This is a genomic window from Komagataeibacter sp. FNDCR2 (assembly GCF_021295395.1).
Lineage (GTDB): Bacteria > Pseudomonadota > Alphaproteobacteria > Acetobacterales > Acetobacteraceae > Komagataeibacter.
Genome location: NZ_JAIWOU010000001.1, coordinates 1,847,286 through 1,860,000, shown reverse-complemented (window position 1 = coordinate 1,860,000; position 12,715 = coordinate 1,847,286). Strand labels below are relative to the sequence as shown.

Here is a 12,715-nt window from a genome sequence, read left to right as displayed (position 1 = left end):
AAGTACCGTGAGGGAAAGGTGAAAAGCACCCCGATGAGGGGAGTGAAAGAGACCTGAAACCGGATGCCTACAAGCAGTCGGAGCCTCTTATGGGGTGACGGCGTACCTTTTGTATAATGGGTCAGCGAGTTTCTGTTTGCAGCAAGCTTAAGCCGTTAGGTGTAGGCGTAGCGAAAGCGAGTCTGAACAGGGCGACGAGTTGCTGGCAGAAGACCCGAAACCGAGTGATCTAGCCATGGCCAGGCTGAAGGTGCGGTAACACGCACTGGAGGGCCGAACCCACGCCTGTTGAAAAAGTCGGGGATGAGCTGTGGCTAGGGGTGAAAGGCCAATCAAACTCGGAAATAGCTGGTTCTCCGCGAAATCTATTGAGGTAGACCGTCTGGTATTACCCCGGGGGGTAGAGCACTGGATGGGCTAGGGGGGCCCAAAGCCTTACCAAACCTAACCAAACTCCGAATACCCGGAAGTATGAGCCAGGCAGACAGACAGTGGGTGCTAAGGTCCATTGTCGAGAGGGAAACAGCCCAGACCACCAGCTAAGGCCCCTAAATCGTGGCTAAGTGGGAAAGGATGTGGGGATTCCAAAACAACCAGGAGGTTGGCTTAGAAGCAGCCATCCTTTAAAGAAAGCGTAATAGCTCACTGGTCTATTAGAAACCCTGCGCCGAAAATGTAACGGGGCTCAAGCCACGTGCCGAAGCTGTGGGTGCATATCTATGATATGCGCGGTAGCGGAGCGTTCCGTAGGTCTGTGAAGGAGACGGGGTGACCCTCTCTGGAGATATCGGAAGTGCGAATGCTGACATGAGTAGCGACAAACAGTGCGAGAAACACTGTCGCCGAAAGTCCAAGGGTTCCTGCGCAAGGTTAATCCGCGCAGGGTGAGCCGGCCCCTAAGGCGAGGGCGAAAGCCGTAGTCGATGGAAACCGGGCAAATATTCCCGGGCCTGCCAGAAGTGACGAATGCAATATGTTGTCGGGTCTTAACGGATTGATCCGGCTTTTGGCGCATTCCAGGAAATAGCTCTGGCATATAGACCGTACCCGAAACCGACACAGGTGGACTGGTAGAGAATACCAAGGCGCTTGAGAGAACGATGCTGAAGGAACTAGGCAAATTACTTGCGTAACTTCGGGATAAGCAAGACCCATCAGTGGGCAACCATTGGTGGGTGGCACAGACCAGGGGGTAGCGACTGTTTAGTAAAAACACAGGGCTGTGCGAAGTCGAGAGACGACGTATACGGCCTGACGCCTGCCCGGTGCCGGAAGGTTAAGAGGAGGTGTGCAAGCACCGAATTGAAGCCCCGGTAAACGGCGGCCGTAACTATAACGGTCCTAAGGTAGCGAAATTCCTTGTCGGGTAAGTTCCGACCTGCACGAATGGCGTAACGACTTCCCCGCTGTCTCCAGCATCGGCTCAGCGAAATTGAATTCCCCGTGAAGATGCGGGGTACCCGCGGTCAGACGGAAAGACCCTATGAACCTTTACTGCAGCTTTGCAGTGGCATCAGAGACATTCTGTGTAGGATAGGTGGGAGGCTTTGAAACCGGGGCGCCAGTTCCGGTGGAGCCATCCTTGAAATACCACCCTGACTGTTTCTGATGTCTAACCGAGGCCTGTTAGCCAGGTCCGGGACCCTGCATGGTGGGCAGTTTGACTGGGGCGGTCGCCTCCCAAAGTGTAACGGAGGCGCGCGATGGTGGGCTCAGGCCGGTCGGAAACCGGCTGTCGAGTGCAATGGCATAAGCCCGCCTGACTGTGAGAGTGACAGCTCGATCAGAGACGAAAGTCGGCCATAGTGATCCGGTGGTCCCGCGTGGAAGGGCCATCGCTCAACGGATAAAAGGTACTCTAGGGATAACAGGCTGATCTCCCCCAAGAGTCCACATCGACGGGGAGGTTTGGCACCTCGATGTCGGCTCATCACATCCTGGGGCTGGAGCAGGTCCCAAGGGTTCGGCTGTTCGCCGATTAAAGTGGTACGTGAGCTGGGTTTAGAACGTCGTGAGACAGTTCGGTCCCTATCTGCCGTGGGTGTTGGAGACTTGAGAGGATTTGTCCCTAGTACGAGAGGACCGGGATGAACATACCTCTGGTGCACCGGTTGTCGCGCCAGCGGCACAGCCGGGTAGCTAAGTGTGGACGGGATAACCGCTGAAAGCATCTAAGCGGGAAACCCACCTCAAAACAAGGTCTCCCCAAGGGCCGTGATAGACCATCACGTCAATAGGCCAGGTGTGGAAGCGCAGTAATGCGTGCAGCTAACTGGTCCTAATCGCCCAATAGGCTCATTCCATCGCCACAATCGTGGCAACATACATGCACAGCAGTCATCCACTCTCAACACTCATACAAAACACACCAACCCATCCACATCCTCTCCCCTCAATCAGGGGGACTGGATGACCTGGTGGCCATGGCGGGGAATGATCCACCCGATCCCATCCCGAACTCGGCCGTGAAATACCCCAGCGCCCATGATACTGTGCCTTAAGGCACGGGAAAGTCGGTCGCCGCCAGGTCTTCCAATCCCCCTCACAATCGCGGGGTGGAGCAGCCCGGTAGCTCGTCAGGCTCATAACCTGAAGGCCGCAGGTTCAAATCCTGCCCCCGCAACCAAATCCTATCCGTCTGTAAAGACAAGAAAAAGCCACCCACACGGGTGGCTTTTTTTGTGCCAGGAATCCCGCGTAGTGCTTTACGACAGGTTCCGGGACTGGCACGTTTGTCCCGATCTCTTGTCCCGATGATTTTTTCTGATTTGATAACCAGCCTGTTTGCTTCGTTATCCATGACCTGGAACCTTGGCGGGGAAGGATAGTTTATATGAACATGAGAAGGGCTATATGCGCTTTATGTTCGAATATCTTCCAGGTATGATAAGCATCATGATGATACGGATAACGTCTGTTCTCTCTCGACAAGGTAGCCAGAGTAGATTAAGCCAAAACTACAGTTTTCATGTCTAGAGCAGACCGCAAACCTGGCGTGATTTGGAGATATCAGGTGCAGGGTAAAATCGTAATCATGATCGGTATCTACGAGGCTACTCTGCCTCGACGGAGCTGAGTGGCGCCTGATGCATGACTGAAGTTTCTTCCCGACATTCAGAAACCCAAAAATTACTGCACGGTCTGAAAGTACAGACACGTGTAATCGGCGCCCTTATCATGCGTGAATTACATACGCGGTTTGGTAGGGATAATATTGGTTTCTTGTGGCTTATTGTTGAGCCAGCGTTACTGACTATTGGTGTTTCCATTCTGCATTTCACATCCGGGCCATTTATACACTATGGAATGCCAACGGGGTCATTCATGATCTCGGGTTATACATGCTATATTCTGTTTCGTTCGATCATTAATCGTGCATCCGATGCGATCGAAAGTAACAGAACATTGCTTTACCATCGGATGATTACGATTTTCGATGTTCTGTTTTCACGGGCTGTTCTGGAACTGGCCTCGACCATTCTGGCGATTGTGGTGTTGTCGATTATGATGCAGGCAGTGGATTATGGTTTCCTGCCGCAACGCCCGTTAATTATGTTGATCGGGCTAGTCATACTGTTCTGGTTTTCCTTCGGCCTTTCCATGATTATTGCCGCGGCGAGTGAAAGATCCACCCTGGTTGAACGTCTGGTTCATCCCGCGACTTATCTGAGCATGCCGATTTCAGGCGCTTTTAGCATCCAGCAGACCATGCCTGATCCTTTTCGCTGGTACTTGTCATGGTGGCCCACGACGGAAGCGTTCGAGCTTATTCGGGAGGGGCAGTTTCAGGATTACACCAGTGATTATACATTTCCGGTCTATGTTGTAGGTTGGTGCATGATCCTGAGTGTAATTGGACTGATATACCTGCGGGCAGTCAGGAAAGATGTTCATCTTGGATAATTTTCTGAAGACCATGTTTTATTCGCATTTGTCCCGTACTGAGGTGGTATGACTAATCTGGATTCATCTGGCGACGGGAATATGGTCGCCTTTATGCGGCGTCATGCAGCATTTTTCATTATTGTCGTGTTGCCTACGTTACTGGCGGCATTTTACTACAGTTGCATTGCAACAGGGCAATACGAATCCGAAGCCGTTTTTATAGTGAAGGATAGTCGGCCTTCGCGCTCGTCCGGTGGTGCCGGAATGGGTATGATGGCGGGCATGGGCATGGCCGCTGCCGGTTCGGGACTGGCTGAGGGCTTTGCCGTCAATACCTATATGAAGTCCCATGACGCCGTTGCCGCCTTGCAGAAGCGCCTGGATCTGGTGAGCATCTTTCGTCGGCCGGGAACGGATTTTATTTCCCGTCTGTTCTGGGCCTCTCCCCCGCCAGAAAAACTGCTGAAATATTATCTTCGTCATGTTGACGTGATTTTTCATGAAGACACTGGGGTGACGTCACTGGCTGTCCGTGCCTTCCGGCCGGATGACGCGGAACAGATTACGCGAACCCTCCTGCAACTGGGAGAGCAGCGTATCAATGACTTTAACGCCCGGGTATCCAAAAATACGATCAGTGTTGCTGATGATGAAGTGGCCGAGGCCGAGCAGCGGGTCAGGAAGGTCCAGCAGCGCCTGACGGCGTTCCGACAAAAAACGGGCGATCTCGACCCCCAGAAATCCTCTGTCGCGGGGATTTCCCTTATTGCACAGTTGCAGACGGAACTGGCCCAGGCGGATACGCAGTTAAGTCAGATGCTGCGTTACATCGACCCGGCCAGCCCCCAGGTCCAGACCATCAAGGAGCGGATTCATGCGCTCGATCAGCAGATCGAGCAGCAGCGTGATATGGTCGGCAATAAAAAACAGATAGCCCTTAACATATCCGATTATGACGAGATGATGATGGAGCGTGAATTCGCCCAGATCAATTACAATGCGACAGCGACCGAACTGCAGGTTGCCCGTGCAGAGGCCTTGCGGCAGCAGGTTTACATTGTCCGGGTTGTCGAGCCGAATATGCCCAGCATCCCGACTTATCCCCATGGCGTGCTGATGGTGGTAGCCGTATTCGTGGGAGGCATGGTGACACTTCTGATCGGCCGTCTTTTGATCACCGGCATCAAGGAGCATGCTATCTGATGGCGCGTTTTCCTGAAGAGCGGTGTGTTTGAGCCTGACATCAGGAATGAAGACACCGCAGCATCCGTGTAGTATCAGGGGCGCTTCGGCTCCATCGGCTGAGGGAAGATTTTTATCGCGATGCTAAACAAGCTGCATGCTTTGCCTGCTGCTCCGCATGGTGGGGGGCTTATCCATAAAAAACGGATCAGGCCTTCCACACAGGGTGCCATTCTGGCGATAATGATTCTTGGGCTGGGGCTTGCAGGATGCAACACGCTCCCCAATAGCGGCCCCACGGAATCCGAAGTCAAACATGCCCAGAAAGACCCCAAGAAAAACTCGGTCGGGTACGGAATCGTACAGATCAGTCCCGATCTCATAACATTGCTGAATAGTGAAAGACCCCCTTCCTTCTCCATGCTGGCCAGCGAGGCAGTGAAGTCGCTTCCCAACGACCGGGTCGGACCGGGTGATTCGTTGGATATTGCCATTTATGAAATGGGTGTGGGGGTGTTCACCTCCGGCTCCACCACGTCAGCTCCCTCCTCCACGGCCAAGCCGACCCTGATTTCCGCGGTGCCGGTGGATGGGAATGGCGACATCACCTTACCCTATATCGGTCTGCTGCATGTTACTGGCCTGACGAGCGAGCAGATCGAGGCTGAAATCCAGAGTCGCCTCAAGAGTAAATCGCAATCACCCCAGGTTATGGTGAAAATCCAGACGGACCTGGAAAACTCGGTCATTGTTTACGGTGCGGTCAAACGTTCCGGTCGTATCCCGCTGACACTCCATCAGGAACGGCTGATCGACGCCATAGCTCTTGCCGGCGGGAGTATGCAGCAGCCTGAAGACATGATTGTGCGGCTCGAGCGGCATGGCAGTCAGGCTGAAACGTCGCTGCGGGATCTGGAACAGGATCCTGCCCAGAATATCCTGCTTCAGGCGGGAGACCGCATTCAGCTTATTCTTGAACCCCGCAGCTTTACAGCCTTTGGCGCCGCGCATCAGGTTACGGAAACGCCCTTCACTACTTCAACTGTCAATCTGGCCGAAGCCCTGGCGCGTGTTGGCGGGCCGTCGGACAGTCAGGCCGATCCAAATGCCATCTTTCTGTTCCGGTATGAGGATGCCGATATAGCGCAGCGTCTTGGTCTGCCCGTTACGACCGGGGAGTCCAGGATGCCCATCGTGTACCAACTGGATATGATCAACCCGGCCAGCTATTTCCTTGCTGAACATTTTCCGATGAAAAACAAGGATGTACTGTACATTGCCAATGCCAAGACCAATAAGGTCGCCAAGACGTTCAACCTGATCAATACCCTCATGTCGCCGGGAATGTCGGCTGGTCGGGTCAGCCACTGACTGCTGCGGGCATAAGGGGTCATTGGTATATCCGCTGAACTGGTCAGTCTGCCTGACGGATATACAATAGGGAAAACATTACTGCTTTCAGTAATGTGTTTGTAAAATATTGTTTTTTGATACGTATTGATTAGTGCGAGATGAGGGAATATGCGGTTTTTTGTTACTGGAGGTGCAGGTTATATAGGCAGTCACGTTGTCCTGATGCTGTTGGATGCCGGGCATGACGTTGTTGTGCTGGATAATCTCAGTACCGGACACCGGCAGGCCGTACCTTCAGAAGCCCGGTTTGTTATGGGAGACCTGTCCAATACCGCATTGGTGGATGACATTCTGGGCGACGGCCCCTGGGACGGGATCATGCATTTTGCGGCGCGTTCCCTGGTCGCGGAAAGCATGCGCGCGCCTTTCATGTATCTGCGCGAGAATGTCGCGCCTGCGCTGACGCTGATCGAACTGGCCGTGCGGCATAAGGTTCCGGCATTTGTTTTCTCTTCCACAGCGGCCCTGTTCAGTAATACCGACAATACCATTATTTCGGAAACTTCACATATTTCGCCATCTACCCCTTATGGCGAAAGCAAACTCATGGTTGAACGGGCCCTGTACTGGGCTGACAGGCTATATGGGCTGCGTAGCGCGTGCCTGCGTTATTTCAACGCGGCAGGGGCGGACCCCCAGGGTCGCGCAGGTGAGGATCATCAGCCGGAAACGCATCTCATTCCTTTGGCGATCCAGACCGTATTGGGAAAACGTCCTTCCCTCGATCTGTTCGGTAACGACTACCCCACGCCCGATGGAAGCTGCATCCGTGATTATGTGCATGTAACCGATCTGGCCCGCGCCCATCTCGCCGCCATGGGGGCGATCGGCCAGCGGAGCGTTACGTATAATATTGGCAATGGTAAAGGGTATTCAAACCTTGAAGTCGTGCAGAGTATCGAACGGGTTTCAGGGCGTCGCCTTGACTGGCGCTGGGCGCCACGCAGGGCAGGGGACCCGGCGGTTCTCGTGGCCAGCTCTGCTTTGCTGCAACGTGAGACGGGCTGGAAAAGCACCTTTGATGATCTGGATTCCATAGTGGAAACAGCCCTAGCATGGGCTGAAAAACATCCCGATGGTTATGCGTCCCTGCCCGTGAAAAATAAAGCGGTGCTATGAACGGACACAAAATACCGGGCAGATGGCCTAAACACTGCCTATGAAATATTCCCCAGATCAAAAGGAAGTTTTTGGTGAAGCTTTTTTTAAAAAGCTTTGAAAAAACGCCATCTTTTTAAAAAAAGATGGTGCCCTGCTTGTGCATACAAACAGAAGAAGCACGGCTGACGGAATTATGGGATGGCGGACTCGAAAGGATTCGAACCTTCGACCTTCGCCTTCGGAGGGCGACGCTCTATCCAGCTGAGCTACGAGTCCATTCCCGCCTGCATACATCGGGAATGCGTTGAACGCCACCCCTAAAAATTATCGGGGTGCGGACCAGTCCATCCAGCCCGGCACGATGGGGAGTGGCTCCGCATGGCCTTTCTGGTCCGTCGCCCATGCCGCGGCCGCCAGATCCCCGCCCGAGGGCAGAAACGTATCGCGTTGCAGAATCCAGCTTATCATATCGTCTGTCACCACCCCCCCGTCGCGGCTGCGCAGCAGGAGATGGTAGCCATTGGCAATGTAATCGCGCCGTGTGGCGGGCGGCATGCGCTGCCATGCGCTCGCCATGGCAGGTGCGGGAATGATCTGGTCATGGCCGCCATAGACCACCAGAACCTGGCCGTGCATGGTGGGGGCCGCCTGTGCCGCCTGGTGCATGAGGTCGGTCAGCCCCGCCAGCGCGACCGTGCTGGTGTCGCGCAGGGTCAGCGGGTCGTAATACAGCCGTGCAAGGGCCAGCATGTCGTCAGCCGCGGTCACATGCACGGGCAGTTCATGCCCGCTGAGCCGCCAGCGCGGGGCGAGTGCCGCCATGAGATGGGTCAGGGTGCGTGTGCCCGTATCCATATCCCACAGGGCCGGGGCCAGCAGGATATACCCCGCCACCGGCGGCGCGTCCGGCCGTGCCGCCAGCAGGGTGGCGATGGCGCCCCCCATGCTCTCACCCACGATGTACAGGGGAATGCCCGGATGTTCGTACCCGATGGTGGCGGCCAGTGTCGCGGCTGTGCGCACAAGGCTATCGGTTCCCGCCCAGCCGCCCCGTTGCGCTGTCTGGCCAAAGCCGGGCAGGTCGGGCGCGATGATGGTCATGCCCGCGCCATTCAGCTCCGGCGCGGGCCGCTCCCATGCGTCGCGGCTGTCATTGAAACCGTGCAGCGCCAGAATGACGGCGCGTTCGGGGCCATGCGCGGGCCAGATGCGCAGCGGAACATCTCCGATGCCCGGAATGTCGACCCGCCGGTCCGCCGGGACCAGGCGGCCCAGCGCCTGATGGCGCGCCGGCGGGGCGGGGGGTGGCGACTCCCGCGTGGCGCAGGCTGCCAGCAGCACAAAAAGCACTGGATAAAGCAGCCGTGACAGGCGAATGTTTGAAAGCACGGCAATCCTGCGTATCATCATGACCAAGCGCATGCTCCACCGATAGGCGAAAGCATGCAAATTCAAGCCGGACAACAACCCGAGGCCCGTTAAAATGCAAGCCCTGTCCCACGATCCCGTTCCGCACCCCCGCCTGGGTACGATCGAAACCATTGTCGTCGATTCGCGCACGCTGTCCTGTGATGGGGGGCTTGGCGCGCTGGGGCATCCGCGCGTGTTCCTGCGCATCGCCCACCACCAGACCTTCTGCCCCTACTGCTCGCGGCTGTTCGTGCTGAACCCGGATGCGCCAGCAGGTGTCGAACACTGATCGCATCCTGATTCATGTCCAGCGACACGCAGGTTCACCTGATCCTGGTGGATGGTTCGGGTTTCATTTTCCGCGCCTTTCACGCCCTGCCTCCCATGACCAGCCCCGATGGCACGCCCGTCAATGCGGTGTATGGTTTTACGAACATGCTGTCGCGGCTCATGCGCGAACACGCGGGCACCCATCTGGCGGTCATATTCGATGCGGGACGGCATACCTTCCGTAACGAGCTGTATGCGCAGTACAAGGCGCACCGCCCGGAACCGCCGGAGGAGCTGCGCCCGCAATTCAGCCTTGTGCGCGACGCGACGGCCGCCTTCGGCGTTCCCGCCATCGAGGAAGCAGGCTGGGAAGCCGACGACCTGATCGCGGCCTATGCCCGCAAGGCGACCGATGCGGGCGGGCAGTGCACCATCTATTCGTCGGACAAGGATCTCATGCAGCTCATCCGTCCCGGCGTGATGATGATGGATCCCATCAAGCAGAAACCGATCGGGGAAAAGGAAGTCCTGGCCAAATTCGGTGTCACGCCGGACAAGGTGGCCGAGGTGCAGGCCCTGATCGGGGATCCGGTGGATAACGTGCCCGGCGTGCCCGGCATCGGCCCCAAGACCGCATCGGCGCTGATGGCGGAATACGGGTCGCTGGACGGCATACTCGCGGGCGCGGAAAGCATGAAGGCGTCCAAGCGGCGCGACAACCTGCTGGCCCATGCCGCGATGGCCCGCCTGTCGCATGAACTGGTGACCCTGCGTGAGGACGCGCCCTGTCCCGAACCGCTCTCCGCCCTGACCTGCTGCGATGTGGATATGGAGCGGCTGGGCGCATGGCTGTCGGATATGGGGTTTTCCTCCCTGTTGCAGCGCATGGGGCTCAAGCCGCGTCCACGTGTTCATGCGCCCGCGCTGGCCGGCGCCGAGGTTCCCGCCACGCCGGATGCGGTCCTGCCGCCAGTCCCGGCGGAGCCTTACGGCCCGTATGACACGGTGACCGACCCCGAAGTGCTGCGCCAGTGGGTGAGCGAAGCCCGCGCCCATGGCGTGTGCGCGGTCGATACGGAAACCGATGGCCTTGACCCGCTTATGGCCCGGCTGGTCGGGATCTCGCTGGCCACCCGGCCCGGAAAGGCCTGCTACATCCCCCTCGGGCACGAAGGCGACCTGATGGACGCCCTGTGCGCGGCCCAGATGCCGGTGGAGGTGGCCCTTGAAATCCTTGCGCCGCTGTTTGGGGATGCCGCGGTTCTCAAGATATTCCAGAACGCGAAATTCGACCTGCTGGTGCTGACACAGGCCGGGAGCGTCCAGCCCGCCCCGATTGATGACACCATGCTGATTTCCTATGCCCAGTCGGCGGGGCAGCATGGGCAGGGGATGGATGAACTCTCGCGCCTGCTGCTGGATCATGCGCCCATTCCCTATGATGAGGTCACGGGCACGGGCCGCAACCGGGTCGTGTTTTCCAAGGTGGATATCGCCCGCGCCACGCCGTACGCGGCCGAGGACGCGGATGTGACCCTGCGGCTGTGGCAGGTGCTCAGGCCGCAGTTGCGGCCCAACCGGGCGCTGGCGCTGTATGAGGAAATGGAGCGCCCCCTTGTCCCGATTCTGGCGGATATGGAGCGCGCGGGCATTGCGGTGGATGCGGATGACCTGCGGGCGATGTCCACCGAATTCGCGTCGCGCATGGGCGTGATCGAGGCCGAGATCCATACCCTTGCCGGGCGTGAATTCAATGTCGGCTCCCCCAAGCAATTGGGTGAGATCCTGTTTGATGAAATGGGCCTGTCCGGTGGCAAGCGCATGAAATCGGGCGCATGGGGCACCGATTCGTCGGTATTGCAGGATCTGGCCGACCAGGGGCATGACCTGCCCGCGCGGATTCTGGCCTGGCGCCAGCTTGCCAAGCTCAAAAGCACCTATGCCGATGCGCTGCTCAACCAGATCAACCCGGCGACGGGGCGGGTGCATACCTCGTTCCAGATGGCGGTCACGACAACGGGCCGCCTGTCGTCCAACGATCCCAACCTCCAGAACATTCCCATCCGCACGGAAGAAGGCGGGCGTATCCGCCGCGCCTTCGTCGCCGCACCCGGCCATGTGCTGCTTTCGGCCGATTATTCCCAGATCGAACTGCGGCTTCTGGCCGATGTGGCCGATATTCCCGCCCTGCGCGACGCCTTTGGGCGCGGGCAGGACATTCATGCCCGCACCGCGTCCGAAGTGTTCGGCATCCCGCTGGACGGGATGGACCCCCTGACCCGCCGCCGCGCCAAGGCCATCAATTTCGGCATCATCTACGGCATCAGCGCCTTCGGGCTGGGCCGCCAGCTTGGCATCCCCCCGGGCGAGGCGCGGGGGTATATCGACGCCTATTTCGCCCGTTATCCCGGTATTCGCGATTATATGGAGCGGATGCGCGAGGAAGCGCGGCGCAATGGCTACGTCACCACCCCCTTTGGCCGCCGCTGCTGGGTGCCGGGCATTGCGGATCGCAACGCCGCGCGCCGCAATTATGCCGAACGCCAGGCCATCAACGCCCCGTTGCAGGGGGGGGCGGCCGACATCATAAAACGGGCCATGGTGCGAATTCCCGCCGCCCTGGCCGATGCGGGGCTTGACGGACGCATGCTCCTTCAGGTCCATGACGAACTTCTGTTCGAGGTGCGGGCCGGGGACGCCGAACGTCTTTCCGCCCTCGTCAAGCAGGTCATGGAATCCGCGGCGGCCCTTCGCGTGCCTCTGGTCGTGGAAACCGGGACCGGAACGAATTGGGCGGATGCACACTAATGAAGCAAAATGAACGTGACCGGTTTTTCCTTCTGGTCGGGTTGGCCATTCTGGCGGTTTCCTCCATCTGCGGGTATGTGGGCTACCGGCTCTTTGACCGCGCGCCGGTGCCGCTTGTCTCCTATGGCAACCCGGTGGGCGGCTCGTTCAGGCTGGTCAACGGGGCGGATGGTTCCGTGCTGGATACCGATTTCAGGGGCCGGTGGATGCTGATCTATTTCGGCTATACCCACTGCCCCGATACGGTCTGCGGCGCGACGGCCAAGGCCATGGCGGAGGGCGTCGCCGCGCTGGGGCGTGAGCGTTCGCGGCTGGCGGTGCCGATTTTCATCACCCTCGACCCCATGCGCGACACGGCGGAGGACCTGCGCACCTACGCCCTGCGCTTTGGCACGCAGCTTACGGTCATGACGGGTTCGCCCAAGATGATCCAGGCGGTGGCGAAGGAATACCACGCCCCCTATGTCCGGCATGAGGGCGAGAATGGTGACTACACCATAGACCCCGCGACCCAGATCGTGATCATGTCCCCCACGGGACGGTATGAGGGCACCCTGCCCGCGACCGCCACGGCGGGTGAGATCACCGCGCGGATGACGCAGCTCATGGATGCGCAGGCCCGGCACTGAACCAGTTGGGGGGAGGT

At 58.0% G+C, this 12,715-nt stretch carries 8 protein-coding genes, 2 tRNA genes and 2 rRNA genes (1 of these 12 running past the window's edge); 10 read left to right on the top strand and 2 right to left on the bottom strand.

What is annotated here, in order from left to right:
* From LDL28_RS08815 to galE, 7 genes are all read left to right on the top strand, one after another.
* Positions 1-2,303 (top strand): 23S ribosomal RNA (locus tag LDL28_RS08815) (it extends 440 nt beyond the left edge of the window).
* A gap of 110 nt (positions 2,304-2,413) precedes the next feature.
* A 5S ribosomal RNA gene (gene rrf, locus LDL28_RS08810) occupies positions 2,414-2,529 on the top strand.
* A 20-nt stretch (positions 2,530-2,549) separates the two neighbouring features.
* A tRNA-Met gene (locus tag LDL28_RS08805) sits at positions 2,550-2,626 on the top strand.
* 464 nt (positions 2,627-3,090) lie between these two features.
* Positions 3,091-3,903 (top strand): ABC transporter permease, encoded by an 813-nt coding sequence (locus LDL28_RS08800; protein ID WP_233058214.1) that lies wholly within the window; start codon positions 3,091-3,093, stop codon positions 3,901-3,903.
* A gap of 48 nt (positions 3,904-3,951) precedes the next feature.
* Positions 3,952-5,088, top strand: a complete 1,137-nt coding sequence (locus LDL28_RS08795; protein ID WP_233058213.1) for a hypothetical protein — start codon at positions 3,952-3,954, stop codon at positions 5,086-5,088.
* A 120-nt stretch (positions 5,089-5,208) separates the two neighbouring features.
* A complete protein-coding gene (locus LDL28_RS08790) occupies positions 5,209-6,438 on the top strand; it encodes a polysaccharide biosynthesis/export family protein (protein ID WP_233058212.1) in 1,230 nt (409 codons plus the stop codon).
* 150 nt (positions 6,439-6,588) lie between these two features.
* On the top strand, positions 6,589-7,599 hold the full coding sequence (galE, locus tag LDL28_RS08785) for a UDP-glucose 4-epimerase GalE (protein ID WP_233058211.1): 1,011 nt from the start codon (positions 6,589-6,591) through the stop codon (positions 7,597-7,599).
* A gap of 181 nt (positions 7,600-7,780) precedes the next feature.
* Here the strand turns inward: galE and LDL28_RS08780 are convergent.
* Together LDL28_RS08780 and LDL28_RS08775 are read right to left on the bottom strand one after the other, a co-directional pair.
* A tRNA-Arg gene (locus LDL28_RS08780) sits at positions 7,781-7,857 on the bottom strand.
* Positions 7,858-7,905: 48 nt separating this feature from the next.
* The gene (locus LDL28_RS08775; protein ID WP_370636378.1) at positions 7,906-8,988 is read right to left on the bottom strand and encodes an alpha/beta fold hydrolase; all 1,083 of its coding nucleotides are present in this window, start codon (positions 8,986-8,988) and stop codon (positions 7,906-7,908) included.
* A 76-nt stretch (positions 8,989-9,064) separates the two neighbouring features.
* On the opposite strand from LDL28_RS08775, the gene LDL28_RS08770 reads away from it, so the two are divergent.
* Genes LDL28_RS08770 through LDL28_RS08760 form a run of 3 tightly spaced genes read left to right on the top strand, consistent with a single transcriptional unit; the run spans position 9,065 to position 12,698 of the window.
* On the top strand, positions 9,065-9,280 hold the full coding sequence (locus LDL28_RS08770) for a zinc-finger domain-containing protein (RefSeq protein WP_233058209.1): 216 nt from the start codon (positions 9,065-9,067) through the stop codon (positions 9,278-9,280).
* Between the two features lie 14 nt (positions 9,281-9,294).
* Positions 9,295-12,069 carry a DNA polymerase I gene (gene polA, locus LDL28_RS08765; protein ID WP_233058208.1) on the top strand — a complete coding sequence of 925 codons (2,775 nt, stop codon included), beginning with the start codon at positions 9,295-9,297 and terminating at the stop codon, positions 12,067-12,069.
* The gene (locus tag LDL28_RS08760; RefSeq protein WP_233058207.1) at positions 12,069-12,698 is read left to right on the top strand and encodes an SCO family protein; all 630 of its coding nucleotides are present in this window, start codon (positions 12,069-12,071) and stop codon (positions 12,696-12,698) included. The genes polA and LDL28_RS08760 overlap by 1 nt, the downstream gene beginning before the upstream one ends.
* Positions 12,699-12,715 lie beyond the last annotated feature (17 nt).

Bases quoted from the DNA above. Each gene is read 5' to 3' on its own strand.
- polA (WP_233058208.1), top strand. From the start codon at position 9,295: ATGTCCAGCGACACGCAGGTTCACCTGATCCTGGTGGATGGTTCGGGT.
- LDL28_RS08760 (WP_233058207.1), top strand. From the start codon at position 12,069: ATGAAGCAAAATGAACGTGACCGGTTTTTCCTTCTGGTCGGGTTGGCC.
- LDL28_RS08790 (WP_233058212.1), top strand. From the start codon at position 5,209: ATGCTAAACAAGCTGCATGCTTTGCCTGCTGCTCCGCATGGTGGGGGG.
- LDL28_RS08795 (WP_233058213.1), top strand. From the start codon at position 3,952: ATGACTAATCTGGATTCATCTGGCGACGGGAATATGGTCGCCTTTATG.
- LDL28_RS08770 (WP_233058209.1), top strand. From the start codon at position 9,065: ATGCAAGCCCTGTCCCACGATCCCGTTCCGCACCCCCGCCTGGGTACG.
- LDL28_RS08775 (WP_370636378.1), bottom strand. From the start codon at position 8,988: ATGATACGCAGGATTGCCGTGCTTTCAAACATTCGCCTGTCACGGCTG.
- LDL28_RS08800 (WP_233058214.1), top strand. From the start codon at position 3,091: ATGACTGAAGTTTCTTCCCGACATTCAGAAACCCAAAAATTACTGCAC.
- galE (WP_233058211.1), top strand. From the start codon at position 6,589: ATGCGGTTTTTTGTTACTGGAGGTGCAGGTTATATAGGCAGTCACGTT.